This is a genomic window from Aquella oligotrophica, from assembly GCF_002892535.1.
Lineage (GTDB): Bacteria > Pseudomonadota > Gammaproteobacteria > Burkholderiales > UBA11063 > Aquella > Aquella oligotrophica.
On record NZ_CP024847.1, the window covers coordinates 1,292,398 to 1,313,752 of the forward strand.

At 36.4% G+C, this 21,355-nt stretch carries 18 protein-coding genes; 10 read left to right on the forward strand and 8 right to left on the reverse strand.

The features are described 5' to 3' along the window. Together aroQ and CUN60_RS05970 are read right to left on the reverse strand one after the other, a co-directional pair. Window positions 1–450 carry a type II 3-dehydroquinate dehydratase gene (gene aroQ / locus CUN60_RS05965; RefSeq protein WP_102951156.1) on the reverse strand — a complete coding sequence of 150 codons (450 nt, stop codon included), beginning with the start codon at window positions 448–450 and terminating at the stop codon, window positions 1–3. Next, on the reverse strand, window positions 450–764 hold the full coding sequence (locus CUN60_RS05970; RefSeq protein WP_102951157.1) for a DUF3579 domain-containing protein: 315 nt from the start codon (window positions 762–764) through the stop codon (window positions 450–452). The genes aroQ and CUN60_RS05970 overlap by 1 nt, the downstream gene beginning before the upstream one ends. 276 nt (window positions 765–1,040) lie before the next feature. Between CUN60_RS05970 and acpP the strand changes: the two genes are divergently transcribed. From acpP to CUN60_RS05985, 3 genes are all read left to right on the forward strand, one after another. Next, window positions 1,041–1,274 (forward strand): acyl carrier protein, encoded by a 234-nt coding sequence (gene acpP / locus CUN60_RS05975; protein WP_102951158.1) that lies wholly within the window; start codon window positions 1,041–1,043, stop codon window positions 1,272–1,274. A 114-nt stretch (window positions 1,275–1,388) separates the two neighbouring features. Further along, on the forward strand, window positions 1,389–2,420 hold the full coding sequence (gene ruvB / locus CUN60_RS05980) for a Holliday junction branch migration DNA helicase RuvB (RefSeq protein ID WP_102951159.1): 1,032 nt from the start codon (window positions 1,389–1,391) through the stop codon (window positions 2,418–2,420). A gap of 81 nt (window positions 2,421–2,501) precedes the next feature. Then, window positions 2,502–3,497 (forward strand): Tim44 domain-containing protein, encoded by a 996-nt coding sequence (locus CUN60_RS05985; RefSeq protein WP_158649309.1) that lies wholly within the window; start codon window positions 2,502–2,504, stop codon window positions 3,495–3,497. Between the two features lie 29 nt (window positions 3,498–3,526). Here CUN60_RS05985 and glgA read toward each other — a convergent pair whose 3' ends face one another. The 3 genes from glgA to CUN60_RS06000 all read right to left on the reverse strand — a co-directional run bounded on the left by glgA (window position 3,527) and on the right by CUN60_RS06000 (window position 8,057). After that, complete coding sequence (gene glgA, locus CUN60_RS05990) at window positions 3,527–4,984, reverse strand: glycogen synthase GlgA (RefSeq protein ID WP_102951161.1); 1,458 nt, start codon at window positions 4,982–4,984, stop codon at window positions 3,527–3,529. A gap of 94 nt (window positions 4,985–5,078) precedes the next feature. Next, the gene (gene glgC, locus CUN60_RS05995; protein WP_102951162.1) at window positions 5,079–6,350 is read right to left on the reverse strand and encodes a glucose-1-phosphate adenylyltransferase; all 1,272 of its coding nucleotides are present in this window, start codon (window positions 6,348–6,350) and stop codon (window positions 5,079–5,081) included. Window positions 6,351–6,419: 69 nt separating this feature from the next. After that, window positions 6,420–8,057 (reverse strand): alpha-D-glucose phosphate-specific phosphoglucomutase, encoded by a 1,638-nt coding sequence (locus CUN60_RS06000; RefSeq protein WP_102951163.1) that lies wholly within the window; start codon window positions 8,055–8,057, stop codon window positions 6,420–6,422. Window positions 8,058–8,469: 412 nt separating this feature from the next. On the opposite strand from CUN60_RS06000, the gene glgB reads away from it, so the two are divergent. The 5 genes from glgB to CUN60_RS06015 all read left to right on the forward strand — a co-directional run bounded on the left by glgB (window position 8,470) and on the right by CUN60_RS06015 (window position 14,662). Continuing rightward, window positions 8,470–9,867 carry a 1,4-alpha-glucan branching protein GlgB gene (glgB, locus tag CUN60_RS06005; RefSeq protein ID WP_222593304.1) on the forward strand — a complete coding sequence of 466 codons (1,398 nt, stop codon included), beginning with the start codon at window positions 8,470–8,472 and terminating at the stop codon, window positions 9,865–9,867. After that, window positions 9,822–10,379: an alpha amylase C-terminal domain-containing protein gene (locus CUN60_RS13065; RefSeq protein WP_222593305.1), complete on the forward strand. Its 558-nt coding sequence runs from the start codon at window positions 9,822–9,824 to the stop codon at window positions 10,377–10,379. The genes glgB and CUN60_RS13065 overlap by 46 nt, the downstream gene beginning before the upstream one ends. A gap of 26 nt (window positions 10,380–10,405) precedes the next feature. Beyond that, window positions 10,406–11,269, forward strand: coding sequence for a hypothetical protein (locus tag CUN60_RS13070; RefSeq protein WP_222593306.1), 864 nt, complete (start codon window positions 10,406–10,408; stop codon window positions 11,267–11,269). Between the two features lie 104 nt (window positions 11,270–11,373). Next, window positions 11,374–13,602 (forward strand): type I pullulanase, encoded by a 2,229-nt coding sequence (pulA, locus tag CUN60_RS06010; RefSeq protein ID WP_222593307.1) that lies wholly within the window; start codon window positions 11,374–11,376, stop codon window positions 13,600–13,602. A gap of 64 nt (window positions 13,603–13,666) precedes the next feature. Then, window positions 13,667–14,662 (forward strand): hypothetical protein, encoded by a 996-nt coding sequence (locus CUN60_RS06015; RefSeq protein ID WP_102951164.1) that lies wholly within the window; start codon window positions 13,667–13,669, stop codon window positions 14,660–14,662. Window positions 14,663–14,738: 76 nt separating this feature from the next. Here CUN60_RS06015 and CUN60_RS06020 read toward each other — a convergent pair whose 3' ends face one another. The 3 genes from CUN60_RS06020 to CUN60_RS06030 form a co-directional block, all read right to left on the reverse strand. Further along, entirely contained in the window at window positions 14,739–16,361 is a 1,623-nt protein-coding gene (locus CUN60_RS06020) for a peptide ABC transporter substrate-binding protein (protein WP_102951165.1), read from the reverse strand. A gap of 215 nt (window positions 16,362–16,576) precedes the next feature. Continuing rightward, window positions 16,577–18,040: an NAD-dependent succinate-semialdehyde dehydrogenase gene (locus tag CUN60_RS06025; protein ID WP_102951166.1), complete on the reverse strand. Its 1,464-nt coding sequence runs from the start codon at window positions 18,038–18,040 to the stop codon at window positions 16,577–16,579. 256 nt (window positions 18,041–18,296) lie between these two features. Continuing rightward, window positions 18,297–19,145, reverse strand: coding sequence for a radical SAM protein (locus tag CUN60_RS06030; RefSeq protein ID WP_102951167.1), 849 nt, complete (start codon window positions 19,143–19,145; stop codon window positions 18,297–18,299). Window positions 19,146–19,440: 295 nt separating this feature from the next. On the opposite strand from CUN60_RS06030, the gene CUN60_RS06035 reads away from it, so the two are divergent. Continuing rightward, a complete protein-coding gene (locus CUN60_RS06035; RefSeq protein ID WP_102951168.1) occupies window positions 19,441–20,670 on the forward strand; it encodes an aminotransferase class I/II-fold pyridoxal phosphate-dependent enzyme in 1,230 nt (409 codons plus the stop codon). Next, a complete protein-coding gene (locus tag CUN60_RS06040; protein ID WP_158649310.1) occupies window positions 20,646–21,329 on the forward strand; it encodes a helix-turn-helix domain-containing protein in 684 nt (227 codons plus the stop codon). Before CUN60_RS06035 ends, CUN60_RS06040 begins: the two co-directional genes overlap by 25 nt. Window positions 21,330–21,355: the final 26 nt, after the last annotated feature.

The following is a 21,355-nucleotide window of genomic DNA, read 5'->3' on the forward strand; positions in this document are numbered from 1 at the left end:
TTATCTTCCTTCCTGTTGTTGTAAGTATTTTACTGCATAAGTCATGGCTGCTGTATAGCCATAAGCTCCTAATCCACAAATTACACCAATTGCTACATCTGATAGGTATGAGTGATGCCGAAATGGTTCTCTTGCATGCACATTTGATAGATGTACTTCAATGAATGGTATTTTAGTAGCCAGAAGTGCGTCCCTGATTGCAACACTGGTATGGGTGTAAGCTGCCGGGTTAATTATTATGAATTTAACTTCATTGTCTAAGGCATTTTGAATTTTATCGATAATATTGCCCTCGTGGTTACTTTGGTAAAATTCAAGTTCGTATCTGCTACTGCTAATAGTATTTTTCAAGTTTGATTCAATTTGTTGTAAAGTTGCCACACCATAAATCCCGGGTTCACGAGTTCCCAGCATGTTCAAATTCGGACCATTTAGTACCATGATCTTCATTAGCTGGCTTTTGCCTTGTCTTTAAAGCTGGCACAATCAGTAACGACTAGCTTGTTATCATTAGCAAACTGCATCAAAAAACTAAATGCCGATGGGCTTTTGTCTTCAAGTTCACGTTTGATTGCTACGCATTGCATATCTTTAAACATCATTGGCCTTAAATATGGGGAGTATGATACTTTGTGTCGCTCAAATTGAGCAAGCATTCCACATAGTCTATCAACCCAGTCGCTTGGTCTAAATTTTTTGCCATCTGCAGTTTGGCCTTCAATAATTACTTCGTCTAAATAACATATTTCTAAATTATCAGTCATAGGTACTTTCTTCTGTAGCAAGTGGTCGTTAAGATTAAACGTACTTTTGCGCATAAATTAAGCTAAAATAAATTTTCTAGGGAATTATTTTAACCTATAACTACCTCCAGGATTTATTCATTTTGTAGGGCGTCATAAAATAATGATAATTTTAGTTGACGAAATAAGTTTTTATCTATTATTATACTGACTTATAGTAATTGCATTTATGGCAAAGTTTTACTAATTGTTTTATATTGATGCAGCCAAATTAGCATTTTTTTGAAAGGTCAAAACATGGAAAATATTGAAGCTAAAGTTAAGAAGGTTGTTGCTGACAAGCTAGGAATAGATGAAGCAACAATTAAAGATGATGCTTCTTTTATTGAAGATTTAGGTGCTGATTCACTAGATACTGTAGAGTTAGTTATGGCTTTGGAAGAAGAGTTTGGCTGTGAAATACCAGATGAAGAAGCTGAAAAAATTACAACTGTACAAAAAGCTATTGATTATATCAAGGCTCATGTGTAATAGCAGATTTTTATTAAAAGCCGGGTTTTCCCGGCTTTTTTTTATTTAGATCATTAAATATGTCAATATGATGTATAATATTATAATTTCAATAATCTTTAAATTTTTGAATAAATGATTAAAACTGATAATTTGATAACAGAACCTCGGATAAGTACTCCTAAAAAATTTGAGCCAGCAGAGGATGCTCTTGAACGTGCATTACGTCCAAAATCACTATCTGATTATATTGGTCAGGAGAAGATCAAGGAGCAGTTAGGTATTTTTATCCAAGCTTCAAGAAACCGTAATGAAACGTTGGATCATGTTCTTCTGTTTGGACCCCCCGGACTTGGCAAAACAACTCTTGCACATATAATTTCTCGTGAAATGGGGGTGAATCTTAGACAGACATCAGGTCCTGTTCTTGAGAAACCTGGTGATTTAGCCGCATTACTAACCAATCTTGAAGCTCACGATGTGTTATTTATAGATGAAATACATCGGATGTCACCTATAATTGAAGAGGTTTTATACCCAGCTTTGGAAGATTTTCAGTTAGATATCATGATTGGCGAGGGTCCTTCCGCAAGATCAATAAAGATTGATTTACCTCCCTTTACCTTAATCGGTGCTACAACAAGAGCTGGGATGCTGACCAATCCACTACGAGACAGATTTGGAATTATTTCTCGGCTGGAGTTTTATACTAATGATGAGTTGGCGATTATTGTAAAACGATCCGCTCAGTTATTAAACATGCAGATTGATAGTCAGGGTGCATTTGAAATTGCCTCTCGCTCAAGAGGGACTCCTCGCATAGCTAACCGTTTGCTAAGGCGGGTACGTGATTTTGCTGATATCAAGAGTAATGGCGTTGTGAGTAAGGAAGTAGCGGATGCTGCCTTAAAAATGCTAGATGTTGATAATCTTGGTCTTGATATAATGGATCGCAAGCTTCTGGATGCAATTGTCAATAAATTTGATGGTGGACCGGTTGGTCTTGATAATCTGTCGGCAACTATTGGTGAATCAACAGATACAATTGAGGATGTTATTGAGCCATATTTGATGCAAACTGGTCTCCTACAAAGAACCCCACGAGGGCGAATAGCCACTAAAACCAGCGTTGAACATCTTGAATTACTGGAGAAGGTATGGAATTAAATAGCTTGATAGCTTGAAATAAATGGATACATCGCTATATAATAGTGGATGAGTAGTTAATTATCAAAAGAAATGGTTGCAATGAATACGAATCTAAAAAAAGTTGGAATTATATTATTGACAGGAAGTATTTTATTTAGTCAAAATGCTTTTGCTGCCAGAATGGGGAGTGGCAAAAATAGTGGTATGCAGCGTAATGTAAATACGCAGCAGTACTCAAATAGTCAGAGTGGAGCCAATTCAGGAAATGCTGGTGGTTATGCCGCTCAACCAACGGGACAGCAGCGTAATGGTCCAGGCATGGGAGCTGTTGTCGCTGGTGCAGCAGCCGGAGCTGTTGGTGGTTATATGCTTGGTAAAGCTATGAATAGTGACAAATCAAATAGTTCTCAAGTGGTAAGAGAAGCAGCACCGTCTTCGACCTCAAATATTCCTTGGGGTATAATAGCTATTCTTGGGATGCTTTTGTTCATTGGGTTAATGATATTTCGTCGTAAGACAATGCCTCAAGGACAGGGTGCATCGAATCCATTTGGTACAGCTACAGGTTCAGCTCCAGTAAATAATAATTTTGAGATCCCCGGGATAAGAAAAGATAATGTTGCTTATACACCGCAAAGTCAACAACCTCAGCCAGGAGTTGGTGGAAATACGCAGCAGCAAGGAAATATCCAGTCGCAAATTCCGGCAGGAATGGAGCGAATGGCTGATGGTGTTGAATCTCAATATTTTCTGCGTCAAGCAAAAGGTATGTTTCTACATATCCAAAGTATGAATACTCCAGAAAATGTTGGTGAAGTAGAAAAATATATGACACCAGAGTTATATCAGGAATTAAAACAAATGATTTCAGGAAATGATTATGTGGCTGATTTTAGCCAGTTAGATAGTCAATTAATGCAATCAACTGTTGAAAATAATAACTATGTAGCTTCGGTTCGCTTTTACGGTAAAGTGAGTGAATCACCGACGTCACCTGCGGTTGATTTTAATGAAATGTGGCATTTTACGAAACCTATTCAAGGTGAAAATACCAAATGGAGAGTGGCTGGAATTCAGCAATTAAACGTTAATTAAAAAAGATGCCTTGATTAGGCATCTTTTTTTTATCTGGCTATCTGCTTATAAATTTGCAGATATTCAGTAGCTGAATTGCTCCAGCCAAAATTACTTTGCATTGCTCTTTTCTGGGTTTTCTTCCAATCTGCTTTCCGACTATATAATGCAAATGCACGTTTTACAGCTGCTTTATAGGCATCAAGCTCAAACTCATTGAAAATAAAGCCTGTAGCCGTATCTTCTGCAAGATTTTCCAAAGAAGAGTCGGTTACTGTGTCATGAAGTCCACCAACATTATGAACTAATGGCAATGTTCCATAAAGTAATCCGTAAAGTTGAGTCAATCCACATGGCTCAAAGCGCGAAGGAACAAGAATAATATCCCCACCGGCAATTAGACGATGAGCGTGTTCTTCATCATAACCAATCTGGACTGAAACCTGATCTTTATGTTTTTTGGCAATTGCTTTATAAGCTTTTTCTAATTCTTTATCACCAGAACCAAGAATAACTAACTGTCCACCTTTTTCTATAATTTCATCAATTCCAGCAAGAACTAGATTAAGTCCCTTTTGTTCCGTTAAGCGACTAACAACTACAAAGATTGGTTTGTCCTCTTGAACAGCGATCTTTGCATATTCTTGCAATGCTATTCGACATTTTTGTTTGCCTGTTAGCGATTTTACAGTATAATTTGCTGCAATTATAGGGTCTTTAGCTGGGTTCCAGACATTTTCATCAACCCCATTTAAGATTCCACTAAGATCGTTTCTACGCGTGTTTAATAAGCCCTGTAAACCACATCCCTGTTCTTCAGTTTGTATTTCTTTTGCATAAGTTGGACTAACGGTAGTAATTTTATCTGCATAAAAAAGTCCAGCCTTGAGGAATGAAATCTGACTATAAAATTCTAGGCCATTTACATTATAGAAGTGATTTGGCAAATTTAATTCAGCGAAGGTATATGCCGGAAAAACTCCCTGATAAGCAAGATTATGTACCGTAAATACTGAACCAGCGAGTTGAACGCCTTGAGTTAATTCCATGGCTTTGATATAAGCTGGAGCTAATCCTGCATGCCAGTCATGACCATGTAGGACTTGCGGGCGCCAGTTTGGATCTAGATCGTTAGCAATTTTAGCCGCAATCCATCCAAGGAGAGCAAAACGGCGGTAGTTGTCTGAATATGGTTGATTATTGCTATCTGCATATGGGTTACCTGAGCGATCATATAGATCAGGCGATTCAATTATATATGCGGTAATATTTGTACCGGGTAGTTTCCCCATAAGAAGTTTAACATTAAGTCCACCAAATTCATCTGTTAGATCAGCAATAATTTCTTTTTCATTAATTCCCTCCATAAATGCGGGGAATCCGGGAACCAAAACTCTATTTTCAGAGCCTAAAGATTCGAGTGCTAGTGGCAATGCACCTGCAACATCAGCCAGTCCACCAGTTTTTAAGATAGGGTATAATTCACTACAAACATGAAGGATGCGCATTAGAAGTCCTCAATAAATGATACATTATAAGTAAAATTCTGGGCTAGAAAGCCCAGAGAGTTTATTAAAAAACAAAATAGCTACGGCTAATTTTTTATAAATCAGCCAGCATTTGTTTTGTAACCAAAACAATACCATTTTCAGTTCGATAAAACCTTTTTGCATCTAGTTCTGCATCTTCACCAATTATTGTTCCAGCTGGAATAACACAGCCACGGTCAATCACTACTTTACTAAGTTTACAGTTTTCGCCAATATAAGTGTTAGGCAAAATTACTGCTTGTTTTATGGTACAGAAAGATTTTACTCTTACATTTGAAAATAAAACTGAGTGAGAAACATTAGATCCAGAAATTATGCATCCTCCAGAAATGATGGTGTTAGATGCAACACCATTGGTTCCTTTATCATCCGGTACAAATTTGGCAGGAGGTAATTGTTCTTGATGGGTCCAGATCGGCCAATCTTTATCATATAGGTTTAGTTCTGGCCAATTTGAGGCTAAATCAAGGTTGGCTGCCCAAAATGCATCAACAGTTCCTACATCGCGCCAGTATGGTTCTATGCCATCGCCACGAGGAACACAGGATAAGCCAAATGGATGGGCTAATGCTTTACCTTCACTTACCACGTGTGGGATAATATTTTTACCAAAATCGTGCTCTGAATCCGGGTTGGCAAGATCTTCTTCCAACAGTTTATACAGATAGTTAGCATTAAAAACATAGATTCCCATACTTGCTAATGAAACTGTATCGTTTCCTGGAACTGTTGGTGGATTGGCTGGTTTTTCAACGAAGGCGGTGATTTTACGAGTGTCGTCAATAGCCATAACACCAAAAGCAGTCGCTTCTTCTTTTGGCACTTCAATACAGCCAACCGTACATCCTGCACAACTAGCCACATGATCCTGAATCATAATTGAATAATCCATTTTATAAATGTGATCACCTGCCAAAATTACAATATATTCTGGATTGTATGATTTTAATATATCAATATTTTGATAAACAGCATCAGCAGTGCCACGATACCAATGTTCTTCATTTACTCGCTGTTGAGCTGGTAGCAAATCAATAAATTCATTTAATTCACCACGCAAAAAGCCCCAGCCACGTTGTAAATGGCGAAGTAGCGAATGCGATTTATATTGAGTGACAACACTAATTTTACGGATTCCAGAATTAAGGCAGTTAGAAAGGGCAAAATCAATAATCCTGAATTTTCCACCAAAATATACTGCTGGTTTTGCTCTAACATCGGTTAGCTGTTTTAGACGAGAGCCTCGTCCACCAGCTAAGACTAGAGCCATTGTACGTTTGGTAAGCTGATGGCTTAAACTGGGATCAAAATTCAGATTACTCATAATGACACTCTTTCAAAAAACATAATTCAAAAATAAGGGATAATTAACTTGTTTAGCATATAGCTGATTTTAGGTTACGACTGTTGGTTCACTCATGCCTGTCAGTTCTTTAATTTTTGCAACTTTGTCCGCAATAGATATGAGTTCGGATAGTGCTTCCTGAGTTGCTTTGCCATAACTTGAAGGATTTTTTTCATATTTCTCAAGATATAGGCGTAGAGTAGCACCTTCTGTTCCAGTACCAGAAAGCCTGAAAATAATTCGAGAATCATCCTCAAATATGATTCTAATACCCTGCTTACTAGATGTCGAGCCATCTATTGGGTCAAGATAGCTAAAATCATCAGCTAGCTTAACAGTGTAGTTAGCAAAAACTTTACCTTTTAGTTCCGGAAGTTGGCGTCTTAATCCTTCCATTAATTGGTTTGCCTTATCCGTATTTATTGCTTCATAGTCATGACGGGAATAAAAATTTCTACCAAACCGTTGCCAATGTTCATTTACTAGTTGTACAACAGATTTTTTTGTTGCAGCAATAAGATTTAACCAAAATAATACCGCCCATAATCCATCTTTTTCACGAACATGGTTTGAGCCAGTGCCATAACTTTCTTCACCACAAAGAGTAACTTTGTCTGCATCAAGAAGGTTTCCGAAGAATTTCCAGCCTGTTGGTGTTTCATAGCAATTTATGCCAAGGGCTGTTGCTACCTTATCTGCTGCCGTTGAGGTTGGCATGGAGCGGGCAATTCCACTAATTCCATTTTTATATCCCGGGATAAGTGTCGCATTTGCTGCTAATATTGCTAGGCTATCTGATGGTGCAACCGGGAAATTGGGTCCCACAATCATATTTCTATCCGCATCACCATCTGACGCAGCTCCAAACTCAGGTCCTCCAGCCTTATTCATATGAAAAATAAGGTCTTCAGCATTAACTGGGTTAGGGTCTGGATGTAGTCCACCAAAATCTTCAAGAGGAACTCCGTTGACTACTGTTCCAGCTGGAGCTTTAAGAATATCTTCAATAATTTTTTTTGCATAGGGGCCTGACACAGCGTGCATTGCATCAAACCGCATGGTAAATCCGCTGGCAAAGAGCTGTTTTATTTGGCTAAAGTCAAATAAGGTTGCCATTAATTCGGCATAGTCATCTACTGAGTCTATTACCTGAATCAAGGTGTTTTCTACTTGATAAGTTCCTATGCTATCGAGATTTATTTTGCTATCATCAGTATCACTTATGTTATAACTCTCTATAGTTTGGGATTTAGCATAGATTGCGTCGGTAATTTTTTCTGGGGCAGGTCCACCATTGCTAACATTATATTTTATCCCAAAATCACCATCTTCACCTCCAGGATTGTGGCTAGCAGATAGGACAATGCCACCAAAAGCTTTATATTTCCTGATGACACAACTGACAGCTGGTGTAGAAAGGATTCCATTTTGTCCAACAAGGACTGACTTTACTCCAGCTGCTGCGGCCATTTTAATAATGGTTTTAACTGCTGTTTTATTATAAAATCTGCCGTCACCTCCGACTACAATTGTTTGTCCAGAAATATTTCCTACGGAATCAAAGATGGATTGAACGAAGTTTTCTAGATAGTGTGGCTGCTGGAAAACGGTTACTTTTTTGCGTAAGCCAGAAGTCCCAGGTTTTTGACCGGAATATGCTTGTACTGTGATTTTGCGAATAGCCATAAAAACTCCCCAAATAATGTAACCCAGCTAATTTTAAGCCATAAACTATAGGTAACGGAAGAATATTTTGAAAATCCTAATTTTCTTCTGGTAGCTATATTCTATATTTTGGTTATGCTTTATGGTAAATTTCTTAGGACTATAATTGTAGCATGTATAGCCTCCCTATTATAAAAAGACTCTTGATTTTTTGTTTATTTGTGATTTGTCCAGTTTTTGGAGAAGAGGTGCTTATTGTGGAATCAGATGTCTTAGCCATGAGTTTTATGCTACAAATTACAACAGTTAGTATTCCAAAATGTATGTTGATTAATGATATTTATGATGTTTAAACTTCAGCAGTAAATAATCGAGGTAAATATTGTGGTAGAATATCAAACTAATTATGCATAAATTTTAGGAGTGGTTGAGAATGAGTTCTTTTAGCTGGCAAAATAGTTTCAGTGATGTAGATTTATATCTTTTTCATGAAGGAAAACATTTAAATGCCTATAAATTTATGGGGGCTCATGTTAGAACAGAGGATGGCGTAGAGGGGGTTAGATTTACTACTTGGGCGCCTAATGCTAGTCGAATAGTTGTGATTGGTGATTTTTGCCATTGGGAAATGCGCGATGAAAATGCTATGCAGCGAATTAGTGATTTTGGTACTTGGAGTGTATTTATCCCAAACGTTAAGCATGGAATGAAGTATAAATTTGCGGTAACCAATCAACATAGCAATCACACAGTCTATAAAGCTGATCCATATGCTATTACTTCTGAATTAAGACCTAATACCGCTTCAGTTGTAAATTCACATACCGAGTATCAATGGACGGATGGCGATTGGCTGGAAAAGAGACTTACCATTAATCCTTATGCTAGTCCGATAAATATTTATGAATTACACCTTGCTTCATGGCGTACTAATAATGGCAAGTTTCTTAGTTATGAAGAGTTAAGTGAAGTCTTGCCGGGTTATATTAAAGAAATGGGTTATACCCATGTAGAGTTTATGCCATTACATGAGCACCCTTTAGATAAATCATGGGGATATCAGGCGACAGGTTATTATTCGGTAACTTCACGGCATGGCGATTTACGTGGGCTTAAACAGCTAGTTGATAGGCTGCATAAAGAAGGTATTGGTGTTATTCTTGACTGGGTTGCAGGACACTTTGGTAAAGATGAGCATGGGCTGATAAATTTTGATGGTGGTGCTTGCTATGAATATCAGGATTATCGTAAAGCTAATAATAAAGGCTGGGGAGCACATAATTTTGATTTGGGCCGTAATGAGGTAAAAAGTTTTTTGATTTCTAATGCAATGTACTGGATTAATGAATTTCATATTGATGGATTAAGAGTTGATGCAGTATCCAATATTTTATATCTTGATTATGATAGAAGTCATGGTGAATGGGAAGCTAATATTTACGGAAATAACCATAATCTTGAGGCAATTGGTTTTCTGAAAGAGTTCAATTATCAGGTAAAACACCATGCTAAGGGTGTATTGACAATTGCTGAGGAATCGACTGCTTGGGCGGGAATTACTACTCCGGTAGAGTATGGTGGGATTGGTTTTGATTTTAAATGGAATATGGGGTGGATGAATGATACTTTACGTTACGTAAATCTTGATCCGATTTATCGTAAATATCATCATCATCAGATAAATTTTTCAATGTTATACCATTACTCCGAAAAATTTGTTCTCGCTATTTCTCATGATGAGGTTGTCCATGGTAAGGGGGCTCTGATTGATAAAATGTGGGGGACTTGTGGAATAAATACGCAGGACTTCGCCTTTATGCTTCATATATGATGGGACACCCGGGTAAGAAACTACTATTTATGGGCTGTGAATTTGGTCAATTCGTAGAGTGGCGTGAAAATGAATCACTTCAGTGGCACGTTTTAAATGAATTTCCTGTACATCAGCAAACACAAAGCTTTTTTAAAGCACTTAATAAACTATATCTGGAACACTCTTCGCTCTGGGAGTGCGATCATGATCATAATGGATTCCAGTGGATTGATGCCGATAATAATCAGCAAAGTATCTTATCATTTATTCGGTACAATCATGATCATTCTGAGGTTTTGCTGTTTGTAATTAATTTTACACCAATGACTTATTTTGATTATAGTCTTGGAGTGCCTAAGGCTGGTAAGTACAAAGAGATATTCAATTCCGACTTAATAGAATTCGGTGGTTCCGGACAAAATATTGAGGAAGAATTATTTACTGTACCTGAGGCATCTCATTCTTTCAATCAACGACTTACTATAAAAATTCCGCCAATGGCAGCCGCGGTATTCAAGTTTTTAGATTAATTTTGATAAGGCATTGGTTATAGTTTATGTGGGGACAAGATAAGTTTGGTAACTTTAGGCAAATAAATGGATTACAGTCGATAAAACCAAGCCCGGAATCTAATAGCATCAGATTTAAATTGCGGTTTAAAGGGTTTTTATATGGTTATGTAGTTGGTGATTTCAATAACTGGCAAAAGCATGAGGATTATCGGTTAAATTGGAAGCCAGATTACAATGATGGTGTTCTTAGGATGATAAAAGATGTGTCATTCAGGGAAAAACTATCTTCAGGGCGGCATGAATATACTTATATTTTAATTGACAGTGAGGGTAATGAGGTTAAGTTATCCCTGTCAGATCAATCGTTTGAGCCTTTCTACTTTACTTGGTTTGCCATTAATTATGCTACTGAAATAAAATCATCTGAGGATGTAGTAACTGTTGGTTTTCCCCTTGATCTTGTAGCGATACAAAATTCTTCACATAATCGCAAGGAAGTTGTGGATGTAAAGTGGGCAGTGTTTCCCAAGACAAATGATATAACAATTAGTGAAAATGGACAACTACTTATTTTAGATAATCCAGATGAGCTTGAAGAAATAAAAATAAAATGTTATGACCAACATAATAATACTGTAGCGGAGAGGATTTTTAAGGTTATAACTCAAGCACGTGAAACTAGCAGGGTTCACTTTATCAAAATGGATAACATCTATAGTGGTAATAATTTTTGTTGGGACATCTGGGCATTTGATGAGGATAAACCTTCGAAAGTTGTAAACTTTGCTGGGCATAGTGATTTTGGCATAGTGGCTGATTGCGATATGGCTAATATAATTGTTCGTAAAAAGGTCTGGGGGAGGGGTGGTGTAATGAATGGTCTGAACAAACGCCTTCTTTTAATTTAAAAAAGCCTTCGCGGAATTTCTATGTTATTTATGGTGATGATAAGATTTATACATCACTTAAAGATGTTGTTACTTATACTAATCCTAAGATTGAATATGCTGTCATGGATGATAGTGACAAAATTACGGCATATCTTTCCCATGAGCCATTAATTGGAACGCAATTTGAACTATTTATTGATAGCATTAAGCAAGATGGGGTGATTGCTATCATAAAATATGAGCGTAAGCAGGTAATTTTTACTAACCTTCCTTCTTCAGTAAATTCTCAGCAGTTAATTGAAATTCGGGCAACTAATACATTTCTTCCTACTAGAGTTATTTTGCGTGATTACTTAAATCGCTATTCTTACTCAGGAAATGATATGGGGGTTAGATTTTTCTCACATAATATTTCTTTTAAACTCTGGGCGCCAACAGCGATAAGAGTGGAATTGCTATTATTCAAAAATTGGGACAGCCCTACAGGAGAGTTTAGCCATAAGTTTAATCTTGAGTATGATGTGAGAAGTGGGGTTCATTCAACGATAATTGAACGTAAACTGGAACATTTTTTTTATTTGTATAAGCTTCATTTTCACGACATTGATCAGAATGGTAAGCAAAGTACTAGAATTACCTTTGCAGTTGATCCGTATGCAACGGCTATAGGCTTAAATGGCAATAAGGGGTATTTGATTGATATAAATGCTAGGGCAACTATGACTAGTGGTTGGCTTAGTGACTGTCGTCCTTATCTTGCACAAAAAGAAGATAGCATCATTTATGAGCTTCATATTCGCGATTTTACGATTATGCCTGAGAGTGGAGTAAAAGAAGAATATCGTGGTAAATTTATGGGGATGTCCCAGTCTGGAACTCATATTTCATCAGGTAATGGCAATGTTGCAACAGGTGTGGATAGTTTGGTTGAATTAGGGGTAACCCATGTTCATTTATTGCCTTTTTTTGATTTTGCAACTGTTGATGAAAGTCGGTTAACCGACCCTGATAATCGAAACTGGGGATATGACCCCAAAAATTTTAATGCTCCAGATGGCAGTTACTCTGTTGATCCCTATGACCCAAGCCTCAGAATCAAAGAAGTTCGAAGTATGATTCATAGTCTTCACCAAAAAGGAATTAGAGTTATTATGGATATGGTTTATAACCATATGTATGATACCAAAAATATGGATAATATTGTTCCTGGGTATTATTTTCGGACAGATTCATTAGGGAAATTTACTAATGGTTCGGGCTGTGGTAATGAGCTTGCTACCGAGCGACCTATGGTCAGTAAATTTGTTGTTGATTCGGTGTTACATTGGGTAAAGAACTATAATATTGATGGTGTTCGTTTTGATTTAATGGAATTAATCGATTTTGATACCATCCAAAAAATTGTTAAAGTTTTACATGATATCGATCCGACCATCCTTGTCTATGGTGAACCTTGGAAAGGAGGTGATTCTCCTTTGTCAAATGGGACTTATCGAGGACGCCAGCGAAATAGGGATTTTGCAATATTTAATGATATTTTTCGTAATGCAATTAGAGGGAGTAATGATCCGGGGATTGGTTATGTTAATGGAGACCCACATAGTGCCGATAAAACTTGGGCAGTGGTTGAAGGATTAAAAGGCTCGATTTATAGCTTGACTTTTAAACCATCTGAAAGTATAAATTATGTAGATGCACATGACAATTACACTCTTTGGGATCATATAGAAAAAAGTCAGAACCACAATTTAGTAAATGGTAAATATCGCTTAGGTTTGCCACAAAATATTTTTGAAAGTAGCCTTGTTCGCCAGAATCTTTTGGCGATGGCTATTATACTGACAGCACAGGGAATACCGTTTATTCATGGTGGTGCAGAGATTTTAAGGACAAAAAATGGTGATCATAATAGTTACCAAAGTGGTGATATAGTTAATGCCTTTTACTGGCAGGATAAGGTCAGATTCAAGTCAGTATTTGACTATATCCGGGGGCTTATAAAATTGCGTAAGGAACACCCGGCATTCCGAATAACTGATAGGCGATCAATCGAAGATCATGTAAATGTGTTTATTGCAAAAAATGATCGTTCTGGTGTTATTGTCAGTCATTTTAAGGATCATGTTAATAATGACTCATGGAAAGATATAGTGGTAATTTATAATGCTTCAGCAATTGATAATTATCCGGTAAATGATTTATTGCCTCCTTTAGGAAATCATCAGCTATGGCATATGGTTGTAAATCATGAGGAAGCAGGAACTACCTCTATTGGTAGCTATTTACCATCCGAAGTTCCTTTGATGAAGTCATACTCTATTATGGTTTTACATAGTTATAGCCGTGAATAGCCATGTGATGCGATTGGTATCTCAGTATTATTCACATAATGGTATTTTAATTAGGAGATTAATCATGCTAGATAAAAGATTATTACTTATTTTGTCTATCTGTCAAGGCTTAGTTGTTGCCTGCTCATCTGGTACAGGTGGCTCCAATTCAGTTTTAAATCAGGATGTTGTTTTTGTGCCCACTTTAAATTATGAACCGGGTAATAAAACCGCAGTTCAAGCAAGTATCGGTGGGGGTCCTGAGATTATTGCCGAAATTGATACTGGTTCTGAATTAACCGTCATCAATGAAAGTTACGTTGGTAATAATATTCAGAAGACTAGTCAGATTATTCCTGTAACATATGGAGCTGGAACTAATCAGGTCTCTGGTTATCTTGCCTATGGGACTATTCAATTTACTACTACATCAGGTACTGTACTTTCTACTTCTGCTAATGCGCCCATCGTTGTTGTGACTGAAGGGAGTGTTAATCAAGGCGGTGGGAATAATGCTGTTCTTGGAATGCGTATGGATAATCAGGTTAGTTCAAGATTATTTTTGCCATATCCATATAATCAAATGATGGTATTAAATAGATCTGAGAGTTATGTCACATTTGGTTTGCTAAATAATACTCAACTTGGGAAATTTGCTACAATAAGCCAAAAGCAGATACCATGCTATAATTACAATGTTCCTGCTACTGAGTCAAATATTTGTTGGGGGACTTCTGAGAGCTCTGTAACATATACTTATTCTGAAAGTTCTGGTTTTGGCAGTAGTAATTATTCAACTGTATTTGACAGTGGTGAAGCAATAGGTAATTTTTATCTTGAATCTGTACCTTATTGGATGGTGCTTACTGGGAATGGTATCATAACTAACCAGCTAACAGCTACAATTAATACTTCTAGTGGGGTATTGCCATTACCACTTACCCAACCAATGAAATATACCCAACCAGTCAGGTCTGGTAATGTGGTTAATCCAGGAAATCAGTTATTTAATACCTACCAAGTGTTATTTGATCAGGTAAGTGGGATAATGGGTTTTGCTCCCTATACTGAAAGCTGGTAAACAAATATCAATAAGCAGTATAGTAGAAAAAAGGTAGTTCTCATTAACTACCTTTTTTACCTAAAAATAGGTCTCACTATTTAGCTAAATCCAGATTAAACCATTTTGTTTGTACATTGTCTAGGTAATTGCTATCGATATCATAACCTTTTACACGTTTATTTACTAAGCGTTGATGTGTTGGTTCGTATAGTGGGATTATTGCATATTCATTCATTGCCAGTTGGAGCGCCTGCTTATAAAGCTGTTGCTGCTGTGCTGGATTTGAAGTTGCTTCAGCTTTTGCAATAAGTGTGTCATAATTTTTATTACAGTAGTGGGAGCGGTTATTACCATTATTACAGATAAAAAGCGGAGTATAAGTAGTTACTGAGTTATAATCAGCTCCCCAGCGTCCCTGAGCGACTTCGTAATTTCCATTTTTAAGTTCAGGAAAAAGAACTTTCATTTCTTCATTTACCAATTTAACTTTTACCCCCAATGTTTCTTGCCACATTGACATCACCGAAATCATAACTTTCTTATATAAATCGTTAGTCTGATATTTGATGGTGAGAGTTAATGGGTTGTTTGGTCCATAGCCAGCTTCTTTATATAGTTCCTTTGCCATCTGAACTTGCTTGTCATGAGGCAATTTACTCCAGCTATAATTTAAATCAGCATATTTGCCATTTTCTATAGTTGGTGTTACGGTTGAGTAAAGCGGGGTTTGTCCAGCACCAAGTACTTTCTGTGTCAAATCTTCCCTATTTATTGCCATCGCTAGAGCCTGACGAAGTTTGAGGTTGTTGGCAAATTTTGGCAATTGGAAATTCAAGTTAAGATAATCCATCCTTTCCCATTTGAAGGTATGCAATTCATTAGGAAACTGTTTTTGTAATTGTTTATATTGATCAATTGGAACATTTTGCCAAGTTGTATCCAATGCTCCAGTTTTAAAATTAGATAAAGAAGCATTAGTATCAGTGAACGGGAAATATTTTACGTTCTTGATTTTGACTGAGCTTTCTTCATAAAAATTTGGATTTTTAGTAGCTAATATATAGCCGTTAACAACGTGTTCCTTTAGTATATATGCTCCGGAGGTTACCATGTGCTCTGGTTTTGTCCAGTTTTGACCATATTTTTCAATAATCTTGCGTGGAACGACAAACACATTAGGCGTCGTAATATATGATAAAAAAGCATTGGTTGGATGTTCAAGGTGGACAACAAAAGTTTCTGGGTCTAGTGCAATAACGCCCAATCTTTCTGGTTTTTCCTTGCCATCAATAATTTTCTGACCATTTAATACATCCTTTAATAAAAATGCATATGATGAGCCAGTTTTAGGGTCAATAAGTCGCCGCCATGAAAAAACAAAGTCATCTGCGGTAATTGGTGAGCCATCAGAAAATTTCAGATTATCACGCAGGTGAAACGTATAAATTTTTCCATCCGAGCTTATTTCCCAACTTTTAGCCATCCCGGGAATTGGACGATTTGCCTGATCAAAATCAACCAGTCCAGCAAATAAGTCATTAATAACCCTGTAGGTATTTCCATCCTCAGCCAGAGCTGGATCAAAGGTAGGTAATTCTGTACCCACATCGACCCTTAGAGTGTTTTCAGTGGAAGTTGAGCCATCTTTTTTGGTACAGCTACCAAGAATCAGAAGACTAGTGAAACATAGGGTATGTATTAATTTATTGATTTTCATAATGTATTTATATTCCAAATTGGACTGATTTTATTGTACTAAGCAGGATTTTAGCTTATTTTGGAGTTAATTTGTGATTGTATCATATACTTAACCAGATTAAAGCTTTTAGGGCATTGATTTTGCTTCTTACTTAATATGGTTTAGGCCATCTTATTTATAATACTTATCAAACGCTATTTAATCTGATTAAGATTTTGTAAGTTAATCAATGGTTAAACTAGCGACATACAGACATACTTGGTTTGCAGGTATTCTTCAATTCCCTGATGTCCACCTTCACGTCCGAGCCCAGACATTTTTACGCCACCAAAGGGAACATTTTCAGCAGAAATGATTCCGGTATTAACCCCAATCATCCCATATTGCAATGCTTCTGCCACATGATATATCCGTTTGATATTTTGACTAAAGAAGTAACTGGCTAAGCCATAAGGAGTACTATTAGCAAGCTTGATAACTTCATCATCGCTATCAAAACCATAGACAGCAAGGATTGGTGCAAAAATCTCTTCTTTAAAGAGGCGTAAATTTGTAGTTTCACAATTAATTAGTGTCGGCTGAAAAAAAAGCTCACCCAAATTTATATCTATATTGCCACCCGTAATCAACTGAGCATTGTTTGTAAGGGCATCTTCTACCAGACTTTTTGCGTGTATCACTGCTTTATTGTCGATAAGTGGACCTAGCTGAGTAGTGGCATCAAATCCATTACCTAATTTTAGTTTAGCAATCTCGATACCTAGTTTTTCAATTACTGTATCTCTGATTGAATTATGAATGAAAATTCGGTTTGAGCAGACACAGGTTTGACCACTATTTCTAAATTTACTTTTTATGATGCCATCAACTGCAATATCAATATCTGCATCTTCAAAAACAATTAATGGCGCATTGCCACCTAACTCCAGTGACATTTTTTTCATCGTGTTGGCGCAATTCTGATAAAGCCAAATACCAACCTCGGTCGAGCCAGTAAAAGTTAACTTACGGATAGCTGGATTTGAACAGAAAAATTCACCAATTTGCCCACTGTGTCCGTGAATAACATTTAATAGTCCAGCGGGTATGCCTGCTTTTAATCCAAGATAGGCGAGGGCATTTGCAGATAACGGAGTTTGGCTAGCTGGTTTGGCAATCATGGCACATCCAGCTGCAACTGCTGGTGCTACTTTTCTGGCAAGCATTGCATTTGGGAAATTCCATGGAGTTATTGCGGCACAAACTCCTACTGGCTCGTATTCTACCAGTATTTTTTGATTAGGCTGATTTGCTGGGATAGTTTCACCATAAATACGTTTTGCTTCTTCGGCATACCACTCAAAATAACTAGCTCCATAGAGAATTTCGCCTTTAGCTTCAGTTAATGGCTTTCCCTGTTCAAAAGTCAAAATTTTGGCTAAGTCATCAGCATTGGCAATGATTAACTCATACCATGTCTTGATGATTTTGCTCCGCTCTTTGGCTGTATATTTTTGCCATTCTTTCATGGCTAGTTGAGCTGAGTCAATTGCAAATAACAAATCCTCTTCAGTTGCTATACTGATTTTGCAAATTTCTTCATTGGTTGCCGGATTAAATACCGGGAATAAATCACGGTTTGTGTTGATCCATTTACCATCGATTAATAATCCTGTTTGAATAAGTTCAGGATTAAATAGAGTTATTTCTAGAGCCATTTAATTTATACTCCATGTTTTAGATTTATCTGATATTCTAATAGTATTGTACTCCACTAAATTGGACTAACAATAGTTTTTATGATATTGCATAATTCAGGCTGGCAGAGATTTTTATAATCTTGCTTGCCACTATTCCCGGTGTGTTAATTTATGTATAACACACCTTTTTAACAGGATTAATCATGACAGAAATTCTTAATGTCTTATTATGTTTTGCTATTGGTTTGATGTTTTTTGGTTGAACAAAATTCATCTATTGATAGTATTTGACCTTGATACCAAAACTTTCGATTCGATTTGCCATTTCAGCAAGAAAATCCAGACTAACCTGACTTATATTATCTCCTTCTGGAAGTGCTGGATTGCGGGCTGTTGAATAAATTAAAACGCCTTTAATCATCCGGTGAATATTATGAATCAGTTCAATAAAATTATCTACTTCTTCTTTTGCGGGATCAATATTTGCTGTTTTGAACCAACAGCTTTGTATCCACGTAGGACATATAGCTGAGGCTATTTTTAGCCGTTCCAGAATACCATCCAGATGTAAATTCACTTGGTTAACTTCCGCGATTCCATTGGTACTAACTCTGTCAATTTTAAACCATAATTCACCGTTATTTTCGGCAATGATTTTTAACCCTTCCTGGGTCGCAGTTAAATGCATTTCGCTACCATTACTAATTAGAATTGTTTTTACATCTGATCCGATTTGGTATTTTTTACGAAGTTTAGCAATAATTTGTGTAACTGCCATAAAATCTTTGGATAATGTTGATTCGCCATTTCCCGATAGACAAATATCATTAAATCGTTGTAATCCAGCTGGTGCATGAGTAATTATAAAATCACCATGAATGATCCACTCGAGCATCACATCTAGCTCATGTTCAAGTTTGTCAAGATCAATACTATCTGGTTTACCACGCACTAAACCCTCAACTTGACAGTAAACACAACGCCAATTACAAGCATTATTTATGTTTAGGTTAATCCCAAGTGATACACCTTGAGCTCGCCGTGAAACAACTGGGTAAACATAGACACATTCTTTAAAATGTCGTGAATGGTCGCTAAAAGTCAATAGATTAATTTTGGTCATGATTATTTCTTTAAAATCGAACTACTAAATTTTAATTTCAGATGTGATTTTACTAGATAGAAGAGTCTAGAGGGTAGCAATATATAAAAAAGCCGCACCAAGAGGGATAATGGTGCGGACTAGAGGAAAAACTACTGCGTTAAAGAAGAAATAGTGGCTGCTATCTTTTTTATCCACAATAGTCAGATGTGGATTCTATCATTAAAAATAATAAGTAAAATAGTGTGTTTTTGTTCAGTTGACAGTGGCGAATATAGTTGTTATACTTCTTGAAAATTTAATAAGTAGTTTCCTTATGGAGGAACAAAAAATTAAAGAAGTTACATGGCAGCAAACTAAAATTCGTAATGCTGAAGAATATCAGAATAAAATTTTTGATTCATTGAATAATCAAAGCTATGTCAGCAAAAAAGATAAACGAATTACTTTAACTAATGGAGATGAATATACTGAATTTATCTCATGTAGTTACTTGGGGTTAGATCAAGATGTACGGATCCTTACTGCTGCATCGAGGAATCTTGAGCGAGCCGGCTTCTCTTTTTCTTCAGCAAGGACACGAATGAAGTATTCTGGACTTGATGAGTTAGAAAATCTTTTAAACCAGGTTTTTATGGCAAGCACAGTGTGTTTTTCAACTGTACATCTTGTTCATCTTGGGCTGATTCCATTATTAGGCTCTGGCGAAATACCTGGTTTTAAAATTAGGTCAGCCCCCCATTTTATTCTAGATAAGTATGTCCATGCATCAATTCAGATTAATCGTGGCTTGATGACGCAATTTGGCAATGTTTCGCTAGTAGATTTTAATGAAGTTGATAGCTTGCTAAAAATTATTAAGAGTACTAGTAGTGAAGGAAATACACCGATTTTAATTTGTGATAGTGTTGGTTCTATGGGCAGTACCGCTAATATTAAGCTGCTGGTAGAGCTTATAAAACAATATGATGGCTATTTATATCTTGATGATGCACATGGGATGTCAACATTTGGAACACATGGTAATGGTTATGCAATGATGGTTCTTGAAGATGTTCTTGATGACCGTATAATTTTAACTACTTCACTGTCAAAAGCATTTGGTACTTACGGCGGGTTAGCCATAGTTAAAAATCCCAAGGCGGCTGAATTTATTAAAAAATTCTGTAGTACTTATATTTTTTCAGGCTCACTGGCAACACCATTAATTGAAGCATCAATTGTTTCTGCCAAGATACATTTAAGTGAAGAAATCTATCAGCTTCAGGATGCAGTATCAGATAATTTATTATTATTTGATACGATTATAAGTCCTAACATTCGAATTATTAACCGGAATTCAGCAGTTAGTATTCGTGGATGGTATATCGGTGGTGAATTTGAGGCAATAACGGCAGGAGAATATCTTAAAGAACATGGAATTTTGGCTACTGTTGCAACTTATCCTTCTACACCGAAACATCAAAGTTTAATAAGATTTGGCATTTGTAGTAATCATACCGAGGCGGAGATAATAAAGTTATGTACACTCATAAATCTGAAATAATAAATCATTATATCTATGTAGTTGAACACTTTTTAGGGAGTATGTATCTGAAAGATACTAATTCTAAATATATGGCAGTAAGTAATAAACTTGCTCTTGAATGTGGCTTCTCAGATCCGATTCAAATGATAGGTAAGTCAGATTATGATTTGGGGTGGGATGAATTGGCGGAGCAATTTAGAGAAAATGACTTATTTATTATCCAAAGCCAACAAAAACATGTTTCAAAATATCTAATGCCACAACTTAATGAAGCTGGTACTTATATGATGATTAAGACTGAGAAAAGTCCAATTTTGGATGAAAAGAATAAAGTAATAGCAATATTGGGTGTATCTATGGATATTTCTCCAGATATCAGTACAATATTTGAAAATTTTGGCGATAAATTATATACTAAAGATGTAAATTTGGGATTAACTGAGCTTGAAAGTAAAATTTTTCTGCTACTGACTTTAGGAAAACCCTTGAAAGATATCGGAGAATATCTATCCAGGCAGGGGATAGTAATTGACATTGAAGCCTTAATGTATTTAAAGCGACAAATATTCCGTAAATTAAATATTAATTCTTTAGCTGGATTAATTCAGTTTTATACAGATATGGGTGTAGATAATTTATCAAATACAATAATTAGAAAGTTGATTGGATCATACTAAAGTATGGACTTGATAATTTTTGTGCA

Excerpts from the sequence above, each read along its gene's own strand:
- ruvB (WP_102951159.1), top strand. The coding sequence starts at position 1,389 with ATGATTAAAACTGATAATTTGATAACAGAACCTCGGATAAGTACTCCT.
- aroQ (WP_102951156.1), bottom strand. The coding sequence starts at position 450 with ATGAAGATCATGGTACTAAATGGTCCGAATTTGAACATGCTGGGAACT.
- CUN60_RS05970 (WP_102951157.1), bottom strand. The coding sequence starts at position 764 with ATGACTGATAATTTAGAAATATGTTATTTAGACGAAGTAATTATTGAA.
- CUN60_RS06035 (WP_102951168.1), top strand. The coding sequence starts at position 19,441 with ATGGAGGAACAAAAAATTAAAGAAGTTACATGGCAGCAAACTAAAATT.
- CUN60_RS06040 (WP_158649310.1), top strand. The coding sequence starts at position 20,646 with ATGTACACTCATAAATCTGAAATAATAAATCATTATATCTATGTAGTT.
- CUN60_RS06020 (WP_102951165.1), bottom strand. The coding sequence starts at position 16,361 with ATGAAAATCAATAAATTAATACATACCCTATGTTTCACTAGTCTTCTG.
- acpP (WP_102951158.1), top strand. The coding sequence starts at position 1,041 with ATGGAAAATATTGAAGCTAAAGTTAAGAAGGTTGTTGCTGACAAGCTA.
- CUN60_RS06025 (WP_102951166.1), bottom strand. The coding sequence starts at position 18,040 with ATGGCTCTAGAAATAACTCTATTTAATCCTGAACTTATTCAAACAGGA.
- CUN60_RS13070 (WP_222593306.1), top strand. The coding sequence starts at position 10,406 with ATGTGGGGACAAGATAAGTTTGGTAACTTTAGGCAAATAAATGGATTA.
- CUN60_RS06000 (WP_102951163.1), bottom strand. The coding sequence starts at position 8,057 with ATGGCTATTCGCAAAATCACAGTACAAGCATATTCCGGTCAAAAACCT.
- CUN60_RS05985 (WP_158649309.1), top strand. The coding sequence starts at position 2,502 with ATGAATACGAATCTAAAAAAAGTTGGAATTATATTATTGACAGGAAGT.
- CUN60_RS06030 (WP_102951167.1), bottom strand. The coding sequence starts at position 19,145 with ATGACCAAAATTAATCTATTGACTTTTAGCGACCATTCACGACATTTT.
- pulA (WP_222593307.1), top strand. The coding sequence starts at position 11,374 with ATGGATGATAGTGACAAAATTACGGCATATCTTTCCCATGAGCCATTA.
- glgB (WP_222593304.1), top strand. The coding sequence starts at position 8,470 with ATGAGTTCTTTTAGCTGGCAAAATAGTTTCAGTGATGTAGATTTATAT.
- glgC (WP_102951162.1), bottom strand. The coding sequence starts at position 6,350 with ATGAGTAATCTGAATTTTGATCCCAGTTTAAGCCATCAGCTTACCAAA.
- CUN60_RS06015 (WP_102951164.1), top strand. The coding sequence starts at position 13,667 with ATGCTAGATAAAAGATTATTACTTATTTTGTCTATCTGTCAAGGCTTA.
- glgA (WP_102951161.1), bottom strand. The coding sequence starts at position 4,984 with ATGCGCATCCTTCATGTTTGTAGTGAATTATACCCTATCTTAAAAACT.